Here is a 22,887-nt window from a genome sequence, read left to right as displayed (position 1 = left end):
ATGACACGTGCACCTCTCATCGGTCTCACGCTCGATATCGAACCGGGCGGCCCCCAGGAATTTTCGCGCTGGCCCTATCATGCGCTGCGCCAGAATTATTTCAGCGCAATCGCGACCGCCGGGGGGCTGCCCGTCGGATTGCCCCATGACCCCGCACTTGCCGCAGCACTGATGGCCCGTCTCGACGGTCTGGTCGTGACAGGGGGGGCTTTCGACCCCGATCCGGCACTTTACGGTGAGGCACCACATCCCCGCACCACGCTCAAACCCGGCCGCACCGATGCCGAGCTTGCCTATCTGACCGCCGCCCGCAGCAGGGATCTGCCTGTGCTCGGAATCTGTGGCGGCATGCAGCTCATGGCCATTGCCTGGGGGGGCTCGCTGTTTCAGCACCTGCCCGAACAGGCCCCCGGCCCGATTGCCCACGAACAGCCCAACCCGCGCGACGAGGCCGGGCATGAGGTGACCATTCTACCCGGCACGCTGCTCTCGCGCTGCACGGGGGCAACAGGGATGCGCGTCAATTCATCGCATCACCAGGGTGTACGCGATGCAGGAAGTCTTGTGACAAGCGCTTACGCGCCCGATGGTCTGATCGAGGCCATCGAGACGGATGACGGAATTTTTCGTCTGGGGGTGCAGTGGCACCCGGAATTCGCTATCGATCCGGGAGACGCGCGTCTATTGGCTGAATTCATCAACGCCGCCCGACACGCGACACCACAGGACTGACGAGCATGACCGAAGAACAAAAGGGCGAGCGCATCGCCAAATGGATGGCCCGCGCTGGCGTAGGCAGCCGACGCGACATCGAGCGCATGATCGAAGCCGGGCGCATTCGCATGAACGGCTCTTCGGTCGAGCATCCCGCCACCTTTGTGCAGGATGGCGATATCATCCAGCTCGACGGCAAGGTGATCGGCAATAAGGAACACACGCGCGTCTGGCGTTATCACAAGCCCGACGGGCTGATGACCACCCATCGCGACCCCCAGGGCCGTCCCACCGTGTTCGACTCCCTGCCCGAGGGCATGCCCCGTGTGGTGAGTGTCGGGCGTCTCGATATCAATTCCGAAGGGCTGCTCCTGCTCACCAATGACGGTGAACTGGCCCGGCGCCTCGAGCTGCCCTCGAATTCCTGGATCCGCCGCTATCGCGTGCGCGTGTTCGGCGTGGTGGACGAGCGCAAGCTGGCCGCTCTGGCCAACGGCTCGGAATTTGAAGGTGTGCGCTACGGCCCAATCGAAGCCGGTCTGGACTCGCAGAAAGGCGATAATGCCTGGCTGACAGTCAGCCTTCAGGAAGGCAAGAACCGCGAAATCCGCCGCGTCATGATGGGGCTCAACCTGCATGTCAGCCGTCTGATCCGCGTTTCCTACGGTCCATTCCAGCTCGGCACGCTGCAGAAGCGCGAGATTGAAGAGGTTCAGGGCAAGATCCTGCGTGAACAGGTTCCCGGACTCGCCGCTGCCCCGCGTCGCGTCCGCCGTGTCGTGAAAGACAAGACCCCCGACATCGCCAGCCCGGAAGCCGAAGAAGAATAATGCGTATCGTCGGCGGTGAGCGCAAAGGCGTCGCCCTTCAATCCCCTCGGGGCGAAACCACCCGCCCCACCTCCGACCGCGCCCGTCAGGCCGTTTTCGACATGCTGGCCCACGCCCCCTGGGCGGGAGCGGATTTTCTGCGTGAAGCCCACGTGCTTGATGCTTTCGCTGGCACAGGTGCTCTTGGTCTCGAAGCTCTCTCCCGCGGCGCCGCTTCAGCCATTTTCATGGAACAGGACCGTAGCGCCCGCGCTGTGATCTCGGCCAATATCCGCGCCTGCCGCTTTGATGATCGTGACCTCTCGGTGCTGACATGCGACGTAACACGCGCACCGCGCGCCTCTCGCCCCTGCACACTCGTCTTTCTTGACCCGCCTTATGGCAAAGACCTCGTGCCTGCCGCCCTCAAGGCCCTGACCCGCTCGGGCTGGATCGCGCCCGGTGCCGTTATCGTGGCCGAAACCGCCGTCAAAGATGAGCTCGCTGTCGATCTTCCCCTTCTGACCGAGCGCCGCTTCGGTGTCGCTCAGGTCAGGATCTGGCGGGCTTCGTGATCCCGGGGCTCCGCCCTTGACCTGCGAAGGGACAAGCCCCCTTGATCCCCGCTCCAATCAATCAGGTTTGCCAAAGGACGACCGTACCTTGGCGGGGAGCGGGGCAGAGCCCCGCATGACACGAGATTGGCGGAAATCTGTCCTTTTTTGCTCTCGTCTCGCCGCGTTGTTCCGCTATAGTTCTGCCATACGACAGGTATAGTTTCAGACGATGCTCGACGCCCCATGTGCGGGGTGCAACGAATTGCGCAAGCACAGGAAGATGTGAATTTGGCTTTGTTCAGCCGCTGGCTCTCACCCGCCAACGCCTCGCCCAGACTACGCAGCCAGTTTCATGACCGGCTGACGGAGCTTGGCGGGTTTGTCCTGCTCGCTCTTGCGCTTGCGCTCGGTGTCGCCCTGTGGAGCTATAATCCGCAGGACCCGTCTTTCGATACCGCGACCACGGCCGTGCCCACCAACCTTCTGGGGCAACCCGGAGCAACCCTTGCCGATGGGCTGGTGCAATGGCTTGGCCTGGCCAGCGCACTGCCGATTATCGTCATGCTGTGCTGGGCTTGGCAGATCGTGCGCCATCATGCGCTCAGCGCGCCCATCCTGCGTTTTATTGCCTTTCTATGCCTGCTGCCGGTCGCGGCGGCGCTTATCGCCACCCTACAGGTTCTGATGCCGGTTCTGACCACGAGCTGGCCCTCGCGGGCTGGACTTGGCGGACAGCTGGGGCTCGTTCTGGCCGATCATCTGGTCGCAACCGGTCGGGCGACGCTCGGCCGGGCGGGCGGCGTAATTTTTTCCCTGCTCGGCCTGCTTCTGACAGTCCTTCTTATTCCGCTTGCGGTTGGTCTGCGTCGCAGTGAATGGCGCGCCCTGTTCAGGGGCGCCCGCTCCGTGGGCAAGGGATCGGAACATCTGGCGCGCCGCATGGGCAATCGCGCCCGTCAGACGACGCCCCCTGACTGGAGCAGCTACGAGCCGATCGAGGCGAATGCCTATCGCCATGAGCATCCATACCCCTCGCCTAGGCAGGCCAGCGAAACGGCGCGCCAGCCCTTCATCCCGGCCAACACAGGATGGCTGCAGCCGCCTGAGAAGATCGACGAAGCGCTGCCGGCCCTTGCGAACACCCAGACGCAGAATACCCAAACTCAGAGCCCACAGGCGCGCACCCAGACGTCCCCCGTGGCCGAGCCCTCTGCACCTGCCAATCCCTATGCCATGCAGCTGGCACAGATCGCCCGCGATCAGGAAAGCAACGCCCGCCCGGCGGCCGTGACGCGTTATGCCGAGATCGAAGACGCCACGCCTTATGCGGAGGAACCGGCCCCAAGACCTCAGCCGCAAGAGGAGCCCAAGCGCGGTTTTTTCGGGTTCGGACGTGCCCGCACAGAGCGCCCCAGCCATGAACAACCCGCTGCTGCCGCACGTCAGGGCTGGGACAGCGCGGGCTGGCAGCCGCCCTCGCTCGGCCTGCTTCGCAAGGCACCGGCCCATGGCGGCAGCGGCCCCTCCAATGAGGTACTGCAGGCCAATGCGCGCCTGCTGGAACAGGTTCTGTCTGATTACGGCGTACAGGGACAGATTGGCGACATTCATGCGGGGCCCGTGGTTACGCTTTATGAGCTGGAACCGGCGCCGGGCATCCGTTCGGCCCGTGTGATCGGTCTGGCCGACGACATTGCACGATCGCTTTCGGTGCTGAGCGTGCGTATCGCAACCGTGCCGGGACGTAATGTCATCGGCATCGAGGTGCCGAACGCCTCACGCGAAACCGTTTATTTCTCCGAACTGCTCGACACGCCCGAATTCCTCGAACCCGGTGCACAGCTTCGTCTGGCGCTCGGCAAGGATATTGCAGGCAACCCGGTCTATGCCGATCTCGCCAAGATGCCGCATCTGCTGATCGCTGGCACCACGGGTTCGGGCAAATCGGTTGGCGTGAATGCCATGATCCTGTCGCTGCTCTACCGGCTGACGCCGGAAGAATGCCGCCTGATCATGATTGACCCGAAAATTCTCGAGCTTTCGATCTATGACGGTATCCCGCATCTGCTGACGCCGGTCGTGACCGAGCCTAACAAGGCGGTTGCAGCGCTCAAATGGACCGTGCGCGAGATGGACAAGCGCTATCGCTCCATGGCCCATCTGCAGGTGCGCAACATCACGGGTTATAACCAGCGCGTACGTCAGGTGCGCTCGACGGGCGAGCTGGTGACGCGTCGTGTGCAGACGGGGTTCGACCCCGAAACGGGCCAGCCTGTTTTCGATGAGCAGCAGCTCGCGCTCGAAACCATGCCGCATATCGTGGTGGTGATCGACGAGATGGCCGATCTGATGATGGTCGCAGGCAAGGAAATCGAAGCCGCCGTACAGCGTCTGGCGCAGAAGGCGCGAGCCGCAGGTATTCACGTCATCATGGCGACCCAGCGTCCTTCGGTCGATGTGATCACCGGCACCATCAAGGCCAATTTCCCGACACGTATCTCTTTCCAGGTCATCAGCAAGTTCGACAGCCGCACCATTCTGGGCGAGCAGGGCGCCGAGCAGCTGCTTGGCCAGGGCGATATGCTCTACATGCAGGGTGCCGCGCGCATTACCCGCGTGCATGGCCCCTTCGTGACAGACAGCGAAGTCGAGGATGTCGTGGCTGACCTGCGCAGCAAGGGCGAGCCGATCTACAATGATGAGGTGATCTCCAGCCTCGAGGACGAGGGCGGGAGCGCTTCTTCGAGCGGCAATGGCATGAATGGCGGCGGATATGACGCTGAAGCCAGCCTGTTCGATCAGGCTGTCGATCTGGTGACGCGCGAAGGCAAGGCCTCGACCTCCTTCATTCAGCGCCATCTGTCGATCGGCTATAATCGTGCCGCCAAGATCATCGAGCAGATGGAAAAGGAAGGCATCGTGAGTTCGGCCAATCATGTCGGCAAGCGCGAGGTTCTGGCCCGCCGTCAGCGCGACGAAGACTGATCCTCCCCTCCCCCATGTCGGATTTTCCCTATCCCATCCTGTATCAGAGCCCGCGTCTCGTCGTGATCGACAAGCCCGCTGGGCTTCCCGTTCATCCGGGCCCGAAAACGACGCATTCGGTCGAGGCGCTGTTTCCACTTCTGTCGCGACGCAAGGATGGTCCATGGCTGGTCCATCGCCTTGATGCCGATACCTCGGGCTGTCTCATGATTGCATTGCGCAAGCAGGCTCTCGTAGAGGCGCAGGCGCTCTTCGCCTCCGGACAGGTCCGCAAGACCTACTGGGCCGTCGTTGGAAAAGCCCCGGCGGAAGACGAAGGCGTCATCGACACCCCGCTGCGCAAGGTCACGACGAAAGAGGGCTGGCACATGGCGCCCCACGCCGATGGGCAGAAAGCCACGACCGTCTGGCGTGTGCTTTCACGTAGTCAGGGCAGGGCTCTGATGGATCTGACGCTGCTCACAGGGCGTACCCACCAGGCACGCGTGCATTGTGCAGTCCTTGGCTGCCCTATTATCGGCGATGACCGTTATGGGGGCGGCACCGGTACCTTGCATCTGATGAGCCGTTCGCTGGACGCGACACTCACGACAGAGCAGGTTTCTGCGCGCGCGGAACCATCAGATACGTTCCGTCGTACCTGTCACGATTTCAGTCTGACGCTGCCGTAAAACAGAAACCAGAACCGGAACAGCCAGGTCTCGGCCGGACGCTGACGGATAAAGCTGCGCTCTACCAGCAGAAAACGCAGACGCGTTCCAAATCCGTCGCCAAGCACAGTCTGAAGGCGCGACAGAAATACACCAGCCTCCGGCTTGAGGACTTCGGCGCAATCAGGGTCCTGCAAACGGACAACAAGCGCCACAAGTAGTGCCATGAAGGCCCTGGGACCACGACGCAAGGCCCGCATTCCTCTGGCGAACAGTGACCGCTCGACACCCACAGCATTACGCCGATGCTGCCGGTAAAAACTCACACATCGGTCATCGAAAACAATCTGCCCCCCGGCTCCCAGCACCAGCACATAGCTCCACCAGTCATGGAGCACGCCTTTCGGCGCGTGAACCGACCGGATGAGTGCCGCTGCCTCGGCGTTGAGCATCACCGTATGACCGGTCGCGATATTCTGGATCAGGGCCGAGTAGAAATCGGGAATACGCCTGAGAGGCAGTGATGGCCCGAATACCTGCAACTTTTCATCGGTCAGAAACTGACGCGCGCAGTACAGGGCAGGTCCTGTCAGACCTGCAAGTTTCTCACGTGCCCAGACGAGTTTTTGCGGTACCCAGACATCGTCCTGATCAGCGAAGGCAATCAGGGCGTCCTGGGGGGCCGCAGCAAGCAACAGGGCATAGGAACAGGCTACGCCGAGATTGCCTGGTTCTGCCTCGATCTCGACGCATCGTCCCTGGCCACGATGCTCCTGAAAAGACAGCATGATGGCGCGTGACGCATCCCGAGACCCGTCATCGCGCCAGTAAAGACACCAGTTGGCGTCCGATTGTGCCAGAAAGCTGTCAAGCTGCTGGTTGAGAAAGGCCTCGCCATTATAGACAGAGAGCAGGATTGCTACGGGCGGCGGTGCCGCCCTCTGGGCGTCCCTTCCTCCCACCGCGTATAGACGCGGTGCTTCAAAAATCGTCCTGCCCTCTCCCGACACGTTCAGGTCGGCTTGGTTGCAAAATGCTCATCGACCGCACGGGCGACGCCATCGCGCCATTCCGGCAGGCTGATGCCGAAAACCTGTTTGAGCCTGCTGCAATCGAGACGGGAATCCTGGGGACGCTTTGCCGGGGTCGGCCAGTCCTCCGTACGAATGGCAGCGACCTCGACAGGCATGGCCTGCCCATGTCGGACGGCTTCCTCAAGGGCAGCTACTGCAAGACCGTGCCAGCTGGTCTCACCCGTGCCGCTGGCATGGTAGAGACCAGCAAATCTGTCCTGCCATCCGGCTTCGACCTGATCTGCAATGGACAGAATAGCCGTCGCCAGATCATCTGAACTGGTCGGATTACCGTATTGATCGCCCACCACCTTGAGATGGGTATTCTTCGCGCCTGCATTGACCATGGTGCGAACAAAGTTCTTGCAGTGACCCGAATAAACCCAGGAAGTGCGCAAGACGATGCTGTGCGGCTGGGCTTTCAGCACAGCCTGTTCGCCCGCAGCCTTGGTGCGGCCATAGACTGTCTGTGGAGTGACCGGATCGGTCTCGACATAGGGTGTGCCCTTGTCGCCCGCATAGACATAATCGGTGGACACATGGATCAGCGGAATATTGCGCGCGGCACAAAGACGCGCCAGTTCTGCCGGCCCGGTTTCATTGGCGATGGTCGCCCCTTCGATCTCGCTCTCGGCCAGATCGACCGCCGTCCAGGCGGCAGCATTCACGACCACAGACGGTTTGACCCGATCGAGCGTGGTCGCCATCGTCTCGGACGAGGCGAGATCGAAATCGGGGCGGCCTACCACCACGACCCGATCACCACCAAGCATCTTCAGGGAGGTCGCAAGCTGACCCTGACCACCCGTGACAAGTATGTGCTTTTCCGTTGCCGTGCTCATCAGTACTGGAACCATCCCTTGGCTTCGGTAAAGTGCGGTGCAATCTTGTCCTTGTCAGACAGCACCACTTCGCTCTCGCTGACCGGCCAGTCGATCGCCAGATGCGGACAGTTCCAGATGACGGCGCGTTCGGAAGCCTTGTCATAAAGGGAAGTGCATTTGTACTGCACTTCGGTGTTTTCCTGCAAGGTGACAAAGCCATGCAGAAAGCCGGGGGGAACCCAGAGCTGCGACCAATTCTTTTCGGAAAGCTCAGCTGCAACCCACTTCCCATAGGTCGGCGAACCGGTGCGTGCGTCAACGGCCACATCCCAGATCGCGCCCTTGGTGCAGCGTACGAGCTTGCCCTGAACGAACGGCGCTACCTGCGAATGCAGGCCGCGCAGAACACCTTTCTGAACCGACAGGCTCTGATTGTCCTGCACGAAGGTCAGATCGATCCCTGCCTCGACCATCTTCTGATGATTATAGGTTTCGGAAAAGAACCCACGGGAATCGCTGAAACGCTGCGGGGTGACCAGAATGACGTCAGGAATGGCAAGACGTTCGACTTTCATGGGACCGGCTCCTAGTTTCTGCCTGACTGGGTCTGCTGCGCGAGTTCCAGCAGCATACGACCCAGTTCGGTCTTCTTTTTGGCGTTACCCTGAACAATGAGCTGCTCACGATCAATGAAGCCCATGCGATAGGCGACTTCGGTCGGTGAGCCTACCAGCATGCCCTGACGGGACTGAATGGTCTGAACAAAAAGCCCAGCCTGCATGAGACTGTCCGGCATACCGGCATCGAGCCAGGCGCAGCCACGGCCCAGACGATCAACCTGAAGCGACCCTTCTGCCAGATACATCTGGTTGAGATCGGTAATCTCGAGTTCGCCACGCGGACTCGGCTGCACCTTCTTCGCAAATTCCACGACACGGCTGTCGTAGAAATAGAGGCCTGTCACAGCCCAGCTCGATTCCGGTTCACTGGGCTTTTCAATGATACGCTGCGCACGGCCGCTCTCGTCGAAACTGACCACGCCGTAACGCTCGGGGTCACGCACCTGATAGGCAAAGACCGTCGCGCCCTTGGGACGTGCCGCAGCAGCACGCAGCAATACGCTCAGATGATCGGCAAATATCAGATTATCGCCGAGGGCAAGCGCGCAAGGCGACCCGTCAATCCAGTCTTCCGCAATCAGGAAGGCCTGCGCCAGACCATCGGGCGAAGGCTGCTCACGATACTCGAAATGCACGCCAAACTGCGATCCGTCTCCAAGCAGACGCTTGAACTGCGGCAGATCATGCGGCGTGCTGATGATCATGATATCCTTGATCCCCGCCAGCATGAGCGTGGTCAGAGGATAATAGATCATCGGCTTGTCATAGACCGGAAGCAACTGCTTCGAGGTTGCCAGAGTCATGGGATGCAGGCGCGTACCCGAGCCCCCGGCCAGAAGAATGCCCTTCATTGGCTTGGCGTTTTCGGTGCTCATGCTTTTGTTCCCAGTCTCTGTCCGGTGTAGCGGCGGGCGCGGATGCCTTCCCACCAGTGACGGTTGTCAAGATACCACTGAACGGTGCGACGAATGCCCGTTTCGAAATCGTGCTTCGCCTTCCAGTCGAGCGCCTTTTCAGCGTGGCTGGGGTCGATCTCATAACGGAAATCGTGACCGGGACGATCGGTGACAAACCGGATCAGACGCTCGCGCGGCCCGGCCGGGTCAGGCGACAATTCGTCGAGCACTGCGCAGATCGTCTTGACGACATCGAGATTGGTGCACGGCTGGCGCGCGCCAATGGCATAGGTTTCGCCAGGCTGACCGCGTTCGACAGCCTTCACCAGCGCCTCGGCATGATCTTCGACAAACAGCCAGTCGCGAATGTTCTCGCCCTTGCCATAGACCGGCAGTTCCTTGCCCTCGAGTGCGTTGATCGTCACCAGCGGGATGAGCTTCTCGGGAAAGTGCCAGATACCGTAATTATTGGTCGTGTTGGTCACGAAGGTGGGCAGACCATAGGTGTGATACCAGGCGCGCACCAGATGATCCGAAGCCGCCTTGGACGCCGAATACGGGCTGCGGGGGTCGTAAGGCGTCGTCTCTGTGAATGGCGGATCGTCGAGTTCGAGATGGCCGAACACTTCGTCAGTCGAGATATGATGGAAACGAAATACCTTCTGCGCCTCGGCACCAAGCGTCTGCCAGTAACGGCGCGCAGCCTCGAGCAGCGCGTATGTCCCGGTCACATTCGTCTCGACGAACACGCCAGGCCCATCGATCGAGCGATCGACATGGCTCTCTGCAGCAAGATGCATCACGGCATCGGGACGATATTCGTCAAAAAGCTTCTGAAGCTCGACGCCGTTAACGATATTGACGGCAGCATGACGGTAGCGCGGATCGGCAGCTACCTCGCCAACCGTCTCCTCTGAGGCTGCATAGGTCATGCAGTCCACATTGAGCACTTCATGAGATGTCTGACGTATCAGATACCTGACCACAGCAGATCCAATGAACCCGCAGCCACCTGTCAACAATATTCGCATCGTTACTCTCAGTCACAGCATTTTCAGGGGCGGCAAATCCGGGCATCCGCACCGCCTTGTCATTCTCCCAGTATAATCTGCAAGGGTGGATAGGAAAGATACGATGTGCGACAAAATACATAGACGTATCTTCTCGTTGCGAAGACGAAAAAAAAGATGTCTGGGTCAGATAGAGAGGCAGCTCAGATTATTTCAATAAAAATACATATAACCCTGAACATTGTTGAAACGAGAAGGCTGTCCTGTGCATTTCTCCACGAGAATGCACGATTTTCACATGGAGAAAGATACTTATAGAGAATTCATTTGTATCTCGTTGTAAAAAATAGAAATATACTGTTTTATTTATATTATGGTTATATTTTGACGCTCATAAGATTATTCGTATTGATCTTTATATTTCTCTCATCACCATTATTTTCGTTCCAATATAATGATCTTGCACGAAGATGACACAATTTTTCAACTCATCCGGTTCTTTGAGGCACACGTCGATAAACAGCCCGTGAGTACTCTCGCGCACTCAGATCCGTTTGATCACCCTGAACGCCGTCAGGGCCGCCAGACTTCCGAAAATCACAACCCCCAGAGACTGACCGACCAGAATACCGATTGGCCCATAGAAGGAGCCGATCCACACAAACGGGATCGTCCCCAGCGTGGCACGCCCCCAGTTGAACCCGGTCGAATAGAGTGGATGGCCAAGATTGTTGAAAGCCGTGTTCGAGACGAACAGCAGACCCACAAAAAAGTAGCTCGCCACCAGCCAGCAGCAGAACAGCGTGACGATACGTATCGCCACCCCTTTCGACGCGAAGAGATGCAGGATGGGGGTATGGAACGCCGCCAGAATGGCCCAGGTCAACACCACGCATAAAGCCGTCAGCTTGAGCGAGGCATAAAGCGTCTCGCGCACACGGTCTTTCTTTCCGGCACCCAGATTCTGCGACATGATCGGCCCGACAGAGCCTGTCAGGGCAAACACAAAGGCAAAGGCAACCGGCACGATGCGATCAATCGTTGCCTGACCCGAAATCGCTTCCAGCCCAAATCGCGACATGAAATGCGTCGTGAAAAGCCCACCGATCGGCGTGGCCAGATTGGTCGCAATGGCGGGCAGGGCTACCCCCCCGATCTGGCGCGTTGCGGGCGCGATCGCCCAGAGACGCGGCCGTTCCAGCATGCGGTGATTGCGCAGGCTGTAAAAGCCGAAAGCCACCACCGTCCCTCGCGAGATGATCGTGCTGATGGCAGCGCCTGTCAGACCCATATGGAACCCGAAGATCAGGATCGGATCGAGCAGGGCTGAAACAAAAGCGCCAACCAGCGTGACCTGCATCGAGCGACGCGCATCGCCCACGCAGCGCAGCAAGGCCGACTGCGCCATGCCGTAACAGACCAGAGGCAGGAATGGCGAGACGAGATGCAGGAACCCGACCGCCTGAACCAGCGCCTCTCCCCGCGCCCCGAGCAGCGTGAGCAGAAAAGACGCCAGAACCGCCGTCAGACTGCCAAGCACGGCTGTGACGGCGACCATCACCACCATGAAAGCCGATGCGAAACGTCGCGCCCGTATGACACGCCGCGCGCCGATCAGCCGCCCGATAATGGCACCGAGACCAATCGTCATGCCGATCGAGACGGCTACCTGCACATAGCCAAGCGCCGCAGCAAAGCCGATGGCTGCCGTCAGCGCCGGGTCATGCAGATGCGAAATGTACCAGAAGTTGAGCAGATCGACCGCGAAGACGGCCATCAACCCGATTGCGCCTGTCCCTGCCATGACCACGACATGACGCATGATACTGCCATGAACGAAGCGCGCCGGGCGGGTCGCCTTGAGATCAACCTCAGGCGGTGGCTCCTGCTGCGCCAGATCATCGGGAGAAATCTTGTCGGGGGGAGGCGAAGTCAGGGACATATCCCCCTGATCCTGCCCTGTTCGCAGGCCAGTGGGAACGACAGAAATTCGGAATGGAGATTTTTTTACCGATATTCCAGAGCTCTGCCCCGCCCCCACGAAGGGGCAAGCCCATTCGATCCCCGCTTCGACTCAATCAGGTTGCCAAGGGACAACCGTCCTTTGGCGGGGGGGCGTGTCAGCGCCCCGCCTGCCCTCTTACTTCTGGGCCTTCACTTCCTTGATCCAGGCATCCACGCGATCGGCGAGCAGGTTCAGCGGCAGGGCACCACCTGAAAGCACGACGTCGTGAAATTTGCGGATGTCGAATTTCGAGCCAAGCTCAGTCTTCGCCTTTTCGCGCAGACGCAGAATGGTCTGCTGGCCAAGCATGTAGCCCAGAGCCTGACCGGGCCAGGCAATGTAGCGATCCGTCTCGGCCTGCATGTCAGGCTCGCTGGTGGGCGGATGCGCATGGAAGAATTCCAGCATCTGGGCACGGGTCCAGTGCAGATCATGCACACCCGTATCCAGAACCAGACGATCTGCACGCAGAAGCTCGCCGTTCAGGCGACCATAATCGCTGTAGAGGTCCTTGTAGAAGCCCAGCTCCTTGCCCAGGCCCTCGGCATAAAGCGCCCAGCCTTCGATATAGGCATTATAGAACCCCTGCTGACGGAAAGGCGGCAACGGCAGGGACTGCGCCGTGGAGATCTGGAAGTGATGACCAGGCACCCCCTCGTGATAGGCTGTATCTTCGATCGTATAGATATCGCGCTTGGCATAATCGCCAGTGTTGACGAACACGATGCCAGGGCGTGAGCCATCGGGCGTGCCCTGATGATATTCGGCGCCAGCCGCCTCGGCCTCGCGATAGCGCTCGACGGGCCGCACTTCCAGTTTGGTGGTCGGGATCTTGTCGAAATCGCGTGTGAGGGCGGGCTCCATCTGCGCGATATACTTGCGGTAGAGATCGATGATCTGCTCACGCGACGTGGCGTAAAGCTTGGGGTCCTTGTCCACGGAGGCGCGCAGGGCTGCCAGATCGGCAAAGCCGAGCTTGTGGGCAATCTCGCCCATCTCGCCCTCGATCTTTGCAACCTGATCGAGCCCTAGCTGGTGGATTTCCTTCGGCGTCATGGTTGTGGTGGTCAGGGTGCGGATATCATAGCGATAAAGCTCATCCCCTCCCGGAAGTGCCCAGACACCCTCCTGAGCGCGACCATGGGCAGCGTAGCCCTGCTTCATGAAAGCGGCCAGACGCTGATAGGCCGGGCGCACGTCATGATCGATAGCGGCAATGATCGCCTTGCGCAGACGCGCCTGATCCGCAGCGGAAACGCTGGCAGGGAATTTCGTGACAGGCTCGCCGAACGGGCTTTTTTCCCCTTCGGGTGCTGCAATCTGTTCAACCTGCTGCTCGGCTTTTTCAAGCAGGAAACGCGTTGGCATGAGGCCGTCTTTCTCACCCAGACGAGCCAGGGCAATGACCTGATCGATCGCCTTCGGAATGGCACGCAGACGGGTGAGGTAGTCCTCGTAATGCTTCGTGGTATCGAACGGAATGCTGGAGACGAAGCCCGGATATTGCAGCTGGGCGCCATTCATCTGGTCGATGGGCATCTCATAGGTCTTGAGACGGATACCCTCGAGCGTATCCTGAAGCTGCTGGATGATCATGGCACGGCTGATCTGGCGCTGGTCATCGAGCGATGAAGGCGTGATAGCCTCGAAACGCTTCAGAAAACCCGTCAGGACCGGGACCGACCCCTTGATATGGGCAAGGGAGAGATCGCTCCAGCGGTCATTGTAACGATAGTCACCGATCGAGGTCGCGAGTTCGGGCGCATTTTTGAGCTGATACTGCCATTCCTCGTCGAGCAGCCTGTCAAAGGCCGTCGCGGCGCTGGTGTCAGACGTGGCGACCTGAGCCGGAGAAGCCAGCGCGGTTGTCGCACCGAGAAGGCAACCGAACCCGAGCAGGGCAAGGCGGGAGAGACGGGGGGACTTCATCAGCGATGGTTCTCCTAAGCGCGCTGGCACACGGCGCGCCAGGAAGGTCAGAACGCCGCATGCCAGTCTGTCGAGGGAACCTTCATAGCGGTATCGTTACGATGCCACCACCCGCCACCCAGCGCCTGAAACAGGGCAACACTATCGGTAAACCGTGTCGCCTTGGCCTGAATCAGGTTGAGGCGAGCCTCAAGCTCGATCTGCACCGCCGCCTGAAGCAGAATGGGGCTGATATCTCCATAGGACATCTGGCTTTGGGAAATGCGCAGGCTGCGCACGGCAGCGTCTTCATTCGCCGCGCTGATGGTCAGCGCATCCGAATCATCCTGCAACGCATGGAGCGTGTCGGCCACGTTCTGCATCGAGGTCAGCACGGTGTTTTTATATTGTTCGGTGGCCGCCAGCAGATTATCCCGCGCCTGACGCTCGAGATGCATCAGCTCGAAGCCCTGGAAGATGGGTTGCGCCACCATGGCGCCAATCGACCAGTTGCCATAGCCGGGTGTGAAAAACTGGCTCATCGCATTGATGGCCTGACCCGGCGTTGCGGAAAGCTGCACGTTGGGCAGACGGTTGGCAATCGCCACACCGACCTGCGCGCTGGCGCTGTGCATCTGTGACTCAGCCGCGCGTATATCGGGACGCTGCGACAAAAGCGCGCTTGGCAGGCTGACCGGCAGAGTGGCAGGCAGACGGTAGGTCTCGAGCGGGATCTCGGGCAGCATCTCGTTCGGGGTAACGCCGACAAGGGCGGCAATCTGGTCATGCGCCTGTTCGGCCTGCAGATGCAGAGGGGGCAGTGTCGCCTGTGCCTGGGCGAGGGCAGCCTTCTGCGCCAGAACCTGTGCCTCGGCTATATCGCCAAGGCGATACTGCTTTTCCATCACATCGAGCAGCTTCTGCTGGGTCGCAATGATGTCTTTTGTGGCCTCGATCTGGGCGTTGACGCTCGATTGGGTGATGAGCGTCACAATCAGCGTGTTCACCAGCGTGTTCGTCGTCGCAATCAGCTGGAAACGCTGCATCTCTGCCTGAGCGGCCTGGTTTTCCACCTGACGGCGCAATCCGCCCCAGAGATCGGGCTGGTAGGAAATGTTCAGCTGCAACGTGTGCAGATTATAGAGCATCTCGTTATTGCCCGGCACAGGCGACAAGGCCTTTGACGTCTTGTTGCGTGTCGGATTGAACGAGGCCGAAATGCTGGGAAGCAGAGGCGCCCCGGCCACTTTTGTCTGCTCATACGCGGCCTTGAGCGAGGCCTGCGCCGATTTGAGCGACGGGTTGTTCTGCAGGGCACGGGCAACAAGGGCGTCAAGCTGGGGCGCCCCAAGCGCCTTCCACCATTCTCCGCTCAGATCGGCGCCTACGGTCAGGGTCTGGGCAGCGCCCGCCGCACCGCTGTTAGATGTGCCATGAACGGAGCCCGGCAGAGCCGTGCTCTGATAACCGGCATTCCCTGGCACCGCAGGCCTGTGGAAATCAGGCCCTATGGCACAACCAGACAGGGCAAGGGCGGCTGCGCAGCCCAGCAAGAGGGATTGCCTCATGACACGCCTCCCGAACGGCGCGCCTTGCGGCGCTCTATGAAGTGCTCCATCTCGAAAAAGAAGACGGGCAGAACGAAGAGGGTCAACAGGGTTGCAATGCCCAGACCGCCCACCACCACGGTGGCCAGACCGCGCTGCACATCCGTACCGACGCCAGTTGCCAGAGCGGCTGGCAACATGCCTGCGCTGGCAACCGTCGCCGTCATAAGGACGGGGCGGAAACGCTCGGCAGCACCCGCCAGAACCGAATCATGAATGCTAAGACCAGCACGATGGTGCCGGTTGATGGCCGCAATCATGATGATGCCGTTCTGCACGGCCACACCAAAGAGGGCGATAAAGCCCACAGCAGTTGCAATGTTGAGCGTCTCGCCACGCAGATGCAGGGCGATCAGACCGCCCAGCGTGGCAAGCGGCACAACGCTGAGCACCAGAACAGCATGACGGAACGTGCCGAATTCCATGAACAGCAGCAGCAGCATGATCGAGAACATGACCAGAAGCGCCACGCCCAGACGGGCCTGGGCACGCTGTTCCTGCTCGAAACTTCCTGCCCATTGCAGGCGGTATTTGCGCGGGTCGAAATGGACCTGCGCCGCAATGCGCTTTTGTGCGTCCTCGAGATACTGCGATAGCGGGCGCTGACCATTATCGACGCGAATGGTGATCTGACGCTCGCCCATCTCATGGGCAATGTTGCTCTCACCCATATGCAGACCCACATCGGCCACTTCCGCCAGCGGGATGGGCGCGCCTTCGGTCGAACGCAGAGGCAGGGAGCGGATCGAGGCAAGATCGTTCAGATCCCTGCTGCCCACATGAAGTGTCGCGTTATAGACGCGATCTTCCACATAGACCTGGGTGATGGCGCCATCGCCGATGGCATTCTGAACGACCGTGCTGATATCCGATACGTTGATGCCATAGCGCGCCGCCTGGTCACGGCGTGGCGTGATCATGAGCTGCGGTATCTGCGGCTCCTGAAAGATCGAGGCATCGGCTGTGCCGGGCACGTCATGCAGAATGCCCACGATCTCGCGTCCGATACGACGCAGTTCATGGAAATCATTGCCATAGACGCGCAGGACGAGCGGTGAGTGGGCACCACCCACCAGATCGTTCATGCCATCCTGAATAGGCTGGCTGATACCGAAGCTGATTCCGGGAATCTGCGAAAGCCGCTCGCGCAGACGCGCAATGAACTGCGCCTTGGTCTCGCCAGATGCCCATTGATCATACGGTTTGAGCCCGACAGGCATTTCGATATGCGAGAATGTCCACGGGTCCGTGCCATCATCATTTCGGCCAAGCTGGGTGATCGCATAGGACGTCTCAGGGAACTCCCTGATGGCCGAACGCACTTCGCTGGCAATACGGCTGCCTTCATCAAGCGAGATACCCGTCGGGAGCTGCACCTGAAGCCAGAGCGCGCCCTCATCGAGATCGGGAAGGAATTCGCGACCGACCGTCGCCCCCAGAACCAGAACCGCCAGCAGGGCCGCACCACCACCGATATAGGTCACCAGCGGGCGGGCCAGCATATGGTTGAGGCCACGCTCATAGGCATGATGCAGCGCCTCAAGCGGACGGTTATGCCAGATGCGGCGTGGCTTGTACAAAGCCAGATAGCTGAGCGTCGGAATGAGGCAGAGCGCGCAGGCCAGAGCGCCGATCAGGGCGAAGCTGACCGTATAGGCCATCGGCCGGAACAGCTTGCCCTCGCTGCCCTCGAACGCAAAGAGCGGGCTGTAGGCCACGATGATGATCAGTGTGGAAGAGAAGATCGAACGCCCGGCGATACGGGCTACACTCAGCACTTCGGTGCTGGTCAATGTCGCTTTCGGCGATTCCTCTCGCAGACGCAGAATGGCCTCGGTAATGACGATGGCGCCATCCACGATGACGCCGAAATCGATGGCGCCGAGCGAGAAGAGATTGGCCGCCATGCCGAAGAAATGCATCAGCACGAAGACGGTCGAGAGCGCGAGCGGAATGGTGACGGCCGTCACGACGGCACTGCGCGGACTGCCTAGGAACAGGGTGAGAATGACCAGAACGAGGCCGATACCCTCCACCATGGTCTCGCCGACCTTGTGGGTGGTAGCCTTCACCAGATTATCGCGATCAATGTAGGGGACGAGACGCACATCGAGCGGTTTGAGACGCTCCTGCAACTGGTCGACCACGCCATGCACGTTGTCCAGCACCAGAGACGGGTTGGCGCCAGACAGCATGGTCACGATGCCTTCGATGGTATCGGGATTATTGTCCTTGCCGAGAATACCCTCGCGGATCTGATGGCCGAACTGCACCTGACCCAGATCGCTCAGCAGGACGGGCGTGCCGTTATGCTGGGCGACCACGATCCGTTTCATGTCGTCCAGCGTGTGGATCATGCCTACGCCGCGCACGATATAGGATTGCTCGCCACGTGTGACACGCCCGCCCGCCGCGTTGGCATTGTTGTTCTTGATGGCATTGACCACGTCATCGGTGCTGAGCCCGTAGCGCAGCAGCGCCTCGGGCTTGAGCACAAGCTGATATTCGCGTGTGAGACCGCCAAAATTATTGACGTTCACAATGCCCGGCACGCGCTGCAGCGTGGGAATGACGATCCAGCGCTGCACGTCGGAAAGCTGCATCAGATCCATCGAATCCGATTCCAGCGTGTAGCGGAAAATCTCGCCTGCCGGCCCGGTGATCGGGCCAAGCTGGGGTGTCACGCCATCGGGCATGCTGGCCGTGCCCAGCAATTCGAGCACAAGCTGGCGCGCCGTAAAGACATCGATCCCGTCATGGAAGATCAGGGTGATGAGCGACAGGCCGAACGTGCTGCTTGAGCGGCTCTCGGTCACGCCCGGTACGGCAGCAAGGGCGCGTTCGAGAGGCACCGTGACCTGCTGCTCCATCTCTTCGGCAGCAAGACCCGAAACCTGGGTGGTGACCTGAACGTTAACAGCGCCGAGATCAGGATAGGCCTCTACCGGCAGAACACGCCAGGCATAGCCGCCCGCAAGGGCCAGAAAGACAGCGCAGATAAAAACGATATGACGGCGCGCAAAGCACCAGGAAATCAGGGTCGCGATCACGGATTATAGGGCTCTCATCTGCGGCGCTGACAAATCAGTCATGATCATTGAGAAGGATGGCACCACGTGTGACGATCGTCTCTCCCGCCTGCAACCCTGAGAGAACACGCACCGAATCCCCCTCGTCATAGCTCACCGTCACGGCACGACGGCGGAAATGCATCGGAGCGCCGTCCTGAACGAAAACGGTCAGACGGTCATTGTTCATCAGAAGCGCCGTCTTGGGGATGATCACCATCTCGGGCTGCTTCACCGCAATCTCGATATCGGCAAACATGTTCGGGCGCAGCATCCTGTCGGGATTGTCGCACAGGATATGAGCGATCACGCGTCTCGTATCGCTGTGCAAGGCCGGCTCGATCGACTGGATGGGAGCCGCACAATGCCTGCCCGGCAGGGCGCTGATCTGCGCGCTCATCTGCTGGCCCAGCGAAACGATGCCAACCGAATCCTCAGGGATTTCGGCGTCGATCTGCACCTGGGAAAGGTCCAGCAGAACCGCCTGCACCGCCGTCGCATCCGTGACATTCACCCCTTGGGCGAGCGTCGTGCTGGCAATCAGCCCGTCTACCGGAGCCACGAGGCGCACAAGCCCCTCGCCATCCTGATCCGTGCGGCTGTTCAGGGTTTCAAGACGACGGGCAGCGCGCTGGCTCTCGGCCTTTGCCTGAGCCAGATCGTTGAGGGCGGAGTCCAGATCCTTGCGGGCATTGCCGCCAACGGCAAGCACATCCTGCGCACGCTTGACCACACGTTCTTCATAGGTCTGCTGGGCGCGGGCCTTCATCAGATCGGCATAGGCCTGATCGAGATCGCCAGAGGCCAGCACGGCCAGAACATCGCCCTGATGCACCATCTGGCCCGGCTGGAGATCGGTCCTGATCACATGGCCGGTCACGGGTGTCAGAATGTTGAAGCTGCGCCGGGGCTCGGCCGACACCATGCCCGGCACGCGCAGCCCGTGCGCAAGCACGCTCGCTTTGACTGGCTCGACATGCAGACGTTTCATGAGGGGTGAGTCATCAGCGACGATCACCACACCGTTTTCACGGGTCAGCTGCGCCAGAGGACGACCTGGATGAGAACCACCATGCTCATGAACGATCGTGATAACGACCCCGAGAAGAATAATGGCTATGAGCGCTGCCAGACCTAGGCGGCGGATAAGAGGTGCCTGCATGGTCAGGCAAGGCCGTCAAGGGAGCGCATGGAAACCTCGGCTCAGGGGCATTGAAACAGTTTGTTGCAGTTGATAGCCGTTCAATCCTGCTTCGCCAAGCGGCGTCCGGCCTCAGACCCGTGTTCTAATAGGCTATGGTCTCGAAACGCGCATGATAATTTCATGTCATGCGCGAAACCGAAATCATTTTACGTTGAATTCGAGCCGGGCCCCGTGGCCGGACAGACCTGCCGGGATGGCCTGCTCGGACACCCCACACACAGACTCTCCGTTATTGACCGTAGAAAAACCGGGCGGTGGCCCCACCATCGATCAGGAAATCGCTGCCGGTAATGTAGCCGCCCTCAGCACCACTGATCAGCGCAGCAAGAGCCGCCACCTCGTCAGGTGTTCCGGCGCGGCCCGCAGGCGCGCTTGAGAGCATTGCGCGATAGAATGCCGCCCGCTCTCCATTCAGCTCGTCATAGGCCAGCGGCGTGATGATAATCCCCGGGCTGATCGCATTGATCCGGGCTCCTCGTGCTCCCCAGCGCATCGCCTCGCCCCTGACACGCAGCGAATTGCAGCGCTTCGACATCTGATAGGCAAGCAGCGTGTCATCGATCTCATGAACGAAAGGCAGGGCCAGAAGGGTGTCGGCGGGGTTTGTCGCAAGCTGCCTGTCCTGCTCTGCACTGAGTGCAGGCATACGATGGCCGGATTGCGAGGAGATCACGATACCCGACCCGCCTCTGGCCACACGTTGCCCGAACTCTTCGAGCAACATGGCCGTCCCGTAGAGATCCACCTTGAGAATTGTCTCCACCGGTGCCTGTGACGGTGACACACCAGCTGCCTGAACGAGGGAAAGAAGCGGGCCGATCTTTTCCGCCGCCTCAATGAGAGAACGGACAGACTCTCTGTCTGAAACATCGACCGTGACAACGCTTGTCTCGAAACCTGCCAATTCGAGAATACCCGCGGCTTGCTCGGCCTTCTCGCGGTGCAGATCGGCAAGCACGACATGGCGACCGCTGCTGATGCGGCGCGCAATCGCCTGACCGATCGATCCTGAACCGACAACGACGGTGACATCTTTCATGTTTTTTCCAGTCCGCTGGCTTGAGTGTCCGGCTCATCACACCTGGGGCACGCCATCATCGAGACCGGAGACCTGATGCCGTCTCTTCTCGATGGCGGAGGGCATTGCCGTTTTCGCGCGCGCCTCAGGGAGCCTTTCGCGACGGATCATAGGCGGTTGTGACGCCCCTCATTAGGGCGCGTCTGGAACATATCCTTATGCCCGTCATTCATGAAACCTGACGTGCATAGACGAGCGCCGGATATGTCGCCTCGATCCGCCCCGGTCTGAAACCTACCAGAAAGGACGCGATGCCCATCCCGAAAGCGAGCACCTGAAGGCTAGGGCGCTGCCTCAGTGCTCACTTCGGGGCCTAATGTACGCAACGAGCGCGGTCTGACAGGGCCACCAAGCACATGACCGATCGGGGTGAGGGCCTCAATGTGATCGCAGAAGATCTTGAATACGGCGAGCATGGGCACCGAGAGAAATGCCCCGCCAATACCCCACATCCAGTCCCAGAACAGCAGTGAGGCCATCACCAGCACCGGGTTCAGGGTGAAGCGCTTGGCCAGCAGCATGGGGGTGATGGTCTCACCCTCAAGGATATGGATGCAGAGATAGATGGAAGGAGGCAGAAGCGCCATCAGGAAAGACGGGAAGCTGATGAGCGCCACACAGAAATAGACCACCACCCCGGTCAGCGGCCCGATGATCGGCACGTAGTTGAGCAGAAACGCCAGAACCCCCCAGAGCAGCGGGTTGGGCATGCCTGTCAGCCAGCATTGCAGGAGATTGAGCGCGCCAACGAGAATGTTCATGATGGTGATGGTCGCAAGATAGAGCGACACATTGCGCTCGATCTGCGTTGTGATCTGCACGATGCGTCGCTTGTCCGAATAGGTCGGCATGATCTCGACGATGCGACGCAGCAGGCTGTCGCCCTCGGTCATCAGGAAGAACAGCATCAGCAGCATGGTGAAGAACTCTCCCATGAAGGCACGCGTGCCGATCAGGAAGGAAGAGCCCCAGACACGCAGCGTCTCGGCACCATTGGAAGCTGATGAGGCGGCCGCGCTGGCGGCGCTGACATGATGATGCCCGCCACTCGACATGAGAGCCACGACACGCAGATAGCCCCGCTGCAGGGAATCGATCGGCCCCTGAAGGAAAGCCAGCTTCTGCTGAAGCGCCGGCAGGCTTTGTGGCACCTTGGTGAGCCATGCCGCCGCAGGCACCGAGATGGCCGTGCCGATACCGACCACGAGCAGGAACATCGCAATGATCAGCATCAGGGCCGCGATGGGCTTGGGAATGCGCAGCCGGCCATGCAGAAACCGCATCGGGCCGATCATGAGCAGATTGACCACGATCGCAAACACGAAAGGCAGAACGATATCAGCGGCAAAATACAGCGTGTAGAACACGGCCAGCAGAGAGAGGATGAGAATGCCGACATCGCGCAGGGTCAGGCTGTGACGCAGCATCGCCTTTCGGATCAGACCCGCCTGATAGGCTTCGTTCTCATCCGCGCCAGGCGCGGCTGGCTCGGGTACGACACGGGACGCCTTTTCGCGCATGAGTTTTTCGCTCTGCCCGGCATCAGGCATGGGCGTGTCCGAAGTCAGAGACGGGTCTGACATGGCGGGCGGTTCTTTCCTGAGAGGCGGGTTGCAGCGCGAACTGGGCGCCGTCGTGAACGCCAATCAAACGCCCGGGATCACAAACGTTGCCATCAACGTGATGCACGTTACATTTTATTGGGTTGAATCACATTGGCTTGCAACCCATTTTCGGGTTCTATCGTAATGCTGTCTCAGCACACGACTATGATTTTCAAAAAAGGATATCGTCATGGCCTGGAACACCCCGAAGGTTACCGAAATTCCGCTCGGCGCCGAAATCAACTCCTATGTCTGCGGCCAGAAGAAGTAAGTTC

General features: G+C 60.0%; 18 protein-coding genes. 6 read left to right on the top strand and 12 right to left on the bottom strand.

The window, feature by feature from the left end:
- The 5 genes from AA105894_RS03445 to AA105894_RS03425 all read left to right on the top strand — a co-directional run bounded on the left by AA105894_RS03445 (position 1) and on the right by AA105894_RS03425 (position 5,736).
- Positions 1–732, top strand: coding sequence for a gamma-glutamyl-gamma-aminobutyrate hydrolase family protein (locus tag AA105894_RS03445; protein ID WP_267310493.1), 732 nt, complete (start codon positions 1–3; stop codon positions 730–732).
- A 5-nt stretch (positions 733–737) separates the two neighbouring features.
- On the top strand, positions 738–1,544 hold the full coding sequence (locus AA105894_RS03440; protein WP_188427130.1) for a pseudouridine synthase: 807 nt from the start codon (positions 738–740) through the stop codon (positions 1,542–1,544).
- On the top strand, positions 1,544–2,098 hold the full coding sequence (rsmD, locus tag AA105894_RS03435; protein WP_267310492.1) for a 16S rRNA (guanine(966)-N(2))-methyltransferase RsmD: 555 nt from the start codon (positions 1,544–1,546) through the stop codon (positions 2,096–2,098). The genes AA105894_RS03440 and rsmD overlap by 1 nt, the downstream gene beginning before the upstream one ends.
- 270 nt (positions 2,099–2,368) lie before the next feature.
- On the top strand, positions 2,369–5,065 hold the full coding sequence (locus tag AA105894_RS03430; RefSeq protein WP_267310491.1) for a DNA translocase FtsK: 2,697 nt from the start codon (positions 2,369–2,371) through the stop codon (positions 5,063–5,065).
- A gap of 14 nt (positions 5,066–5,079) precedes the next feature.
- Positions 5,080–5,736 (top strand): RluA family pseudouridine synthase, encoded by a 657-nt coding sequence (locus tag AA105894_RS03425; protein ID WP_267310490.1) that lies wholly within the window; start codon positions 5,080–5,082, stop codon positions 5,734–5,736.
- Here AA105894_RS03425 and AA105894_RS03420 read toward each other — a convergent pair.
- The 12 genes from AA105894_RS03420 to AA105894_RS03365 all read right to left on the bottom strand — a co-directional run bounded on the left by AA105894_RS03420 (position 5,709) and on the right by AA105894_RS03365 (position 22,528).
- Positions 5,709–6,677: a glycosyltransferase gene (locus tag AA105894_RS03420; RefSeq protein ID WP_267310489.1), complete on the bottom strand. Its 969-nt coding sequence runs from the start codon at positions 6,675–6,677 to the stop codon at positions 5,709–5,711. The two genes, AA105894_RS03425 and AA105894_RS03420, sit on opposite strands and share 28 nt — an antisense overlap.
- Before the next feature lie 50 nt (positions 6,678–6,727).
- A complete protein-coding gene (gene rfbD / locus AA105894_RS03415) occupies positions 6,728–7,630 on the bottom strand; it encodes a dTDP-4-dehydrorhamnose reductase (RefSeq protein WP_267310488.1) in 903 nt (300 codons plus the stop codon).
- Positions 7,630–8,187, bottom strand: a complete 558-nt coding sequence (rfbC, locus tag AA105894_RS03410; protein WP_267310487.1) for a dTDP-4-dehydrorhamnose 3,5-epimerase — start codon at positions 8,185–8,187, stop codon at positions 7,630–7,632. The genes rfbD and rfbC overlap by 1 nt, the downstream gene beginning before the upstream one ends.
- An 11-nt stretch (positions 8,188–8,198) precedes the next feature.
- Positions 8,199–9,107, bottom strand: coding sequence for a glucose-1-phosphate thymidylyltransferase RfbA (rfbA, locus tag AA105894_RS03405; RefSeq protein WP_229719872.1), 909 nt, complete (start codon positions 9,105–9,107; stop codon positions 8,199–8,201).
- Positions 9,104–10,159 carry a dTDP-glucose 4,6-dehydratase gene (gene rfbB / locus AA105894_RS03400; RefSeq protein WP_267310486.1) on the bottom strand — a complete coding sequence of 352 codons (1,056 nt, stop codon included), beginning with the start codon at positions 10,157–10,159 and terminating at the stop codon, positions 9,104–9,106. Before rfbB ends, rfbA begins: the two co-directional genes overlap by 4 nt.
- A gap of 523 nt (positions 10,160–10,682) precedes the next feature.
- A complete protein-coding gene (locus AA105894_RS03395; RefSeq protein ID WP_267310516.1) occupies positions 10,683–11,960 on the bottom strand; it encodes an MATE family efflux transporter in 1,278 nt (425 codons plus the stop codon).
- Positions 11,961–12,278: 318 nt separating this feature from the next.
- A complete protein-coding gene (locus AA105894_RS03390; RefSeq protein WP_267310485.1) occupies positions 12,279–14,072 on the bottom strand; it encodes a DUF885 domain-containing protein in 1,794 nt (597 codons plus the stop codon).
- 47 nt (positions 14,073–14,119) lie between these two features.
- On the bottom strand, positions 14,120–15,619 hold the full coding sequence (locus tag AA105894_RS03385; protein WP_267310484.1) for an efflux transporter outer membrane subunit: 1,500 nt from the start codon (positions 15,617–15,619) through the stop codon (positions 14,120–14,122).
- Positions 15,616–18,708 (bottom strand): efflux RND transporter permease subunit, encoded by a 3,093-nt coding sequence (locus tag AA105894_RS03380; protein WP_267310483.1) that lies wholly within the window; start codon positions 18,706–18,708, stop codon positions 15,616–15,618. Before AA105894_RS03380 ends, AA105894_RS03385 begins: the two co-directional genes overlap by 4 nt.
- 34 nt (positions 18,709–18,742) lie before the next feature.
- The gene (locus AA105894_RS03375) at positions 18,743–19,888 is read right to left on the bottom strand and encodes an efflux RND transporter periplasmic adaptor subunit (RefSeq protein ID WP_267310482.1); all 1,146 of its coding nucleotides are present in this window, start codon (positions 19,886–19,888) and stop codon (positions 18,743–18,745) included.
- Between the two features lie 271 nt (positions 19,889–20,159).
- The gene (locus AA105894_RS03370; protein WP_267310481.1) at positions 20,160–20,969 is read right to left on the bottom strand and encodes an SDR family oxidoreductase; all 810 of its coding nucleotides are present in this window, start codon (positions 20,967–20,969) and stop codon (positions 20,160–20,162) included.
- A 320-nt stretch (positions 20,970–21,289) separates the two neighbouring features.
- A complete protein-coding gene (locus tag AA105894_RS03365; protein ID WP_373316712.1) occupies positions 21,290–22,528 on the bottom strand; it encodes an AI-2E family transporter in 1,239 nt (412 codons plus the stop codon).
- A gap of 274 nt (positions 22,529–22,802) precedes the next feature.
- Between AA105894_RS03365 and pqqA the strand changes: the two genes are divergently transcribed.
- Positions 22,803–22,883 carry a pyrroloquinoline quinone precursor peptide PqqA gene (pqqA, locus tag AA105894_RS03360; RefSeq protein WP_023978294.1) on the top strand — a complete coding sequence of 27 codons (81 nt, stop codon included), beginning with the start codon at positions 22,803–22,805 and terminating at the stop codon, positions 22,881–22,883.
- Positions 22,884–22,887 lie beyond the last annotated feature (4 nt).

The sequence above is a fragment of the Asaia spathodeae NBRC 105894 genome, from assembly GCF_025994195.1.
Classification (GTDB): Bacteria; Pseudomonadota; Alphaproteobacteria; order Acetobacterales; family Acetobacteraceae; genus Asaia; species Asaia siamensis.
Note: the sequence above shows the minus strand (reverse complement) of the source record. Positions and strands in the feature narration are given on the sequence as shown.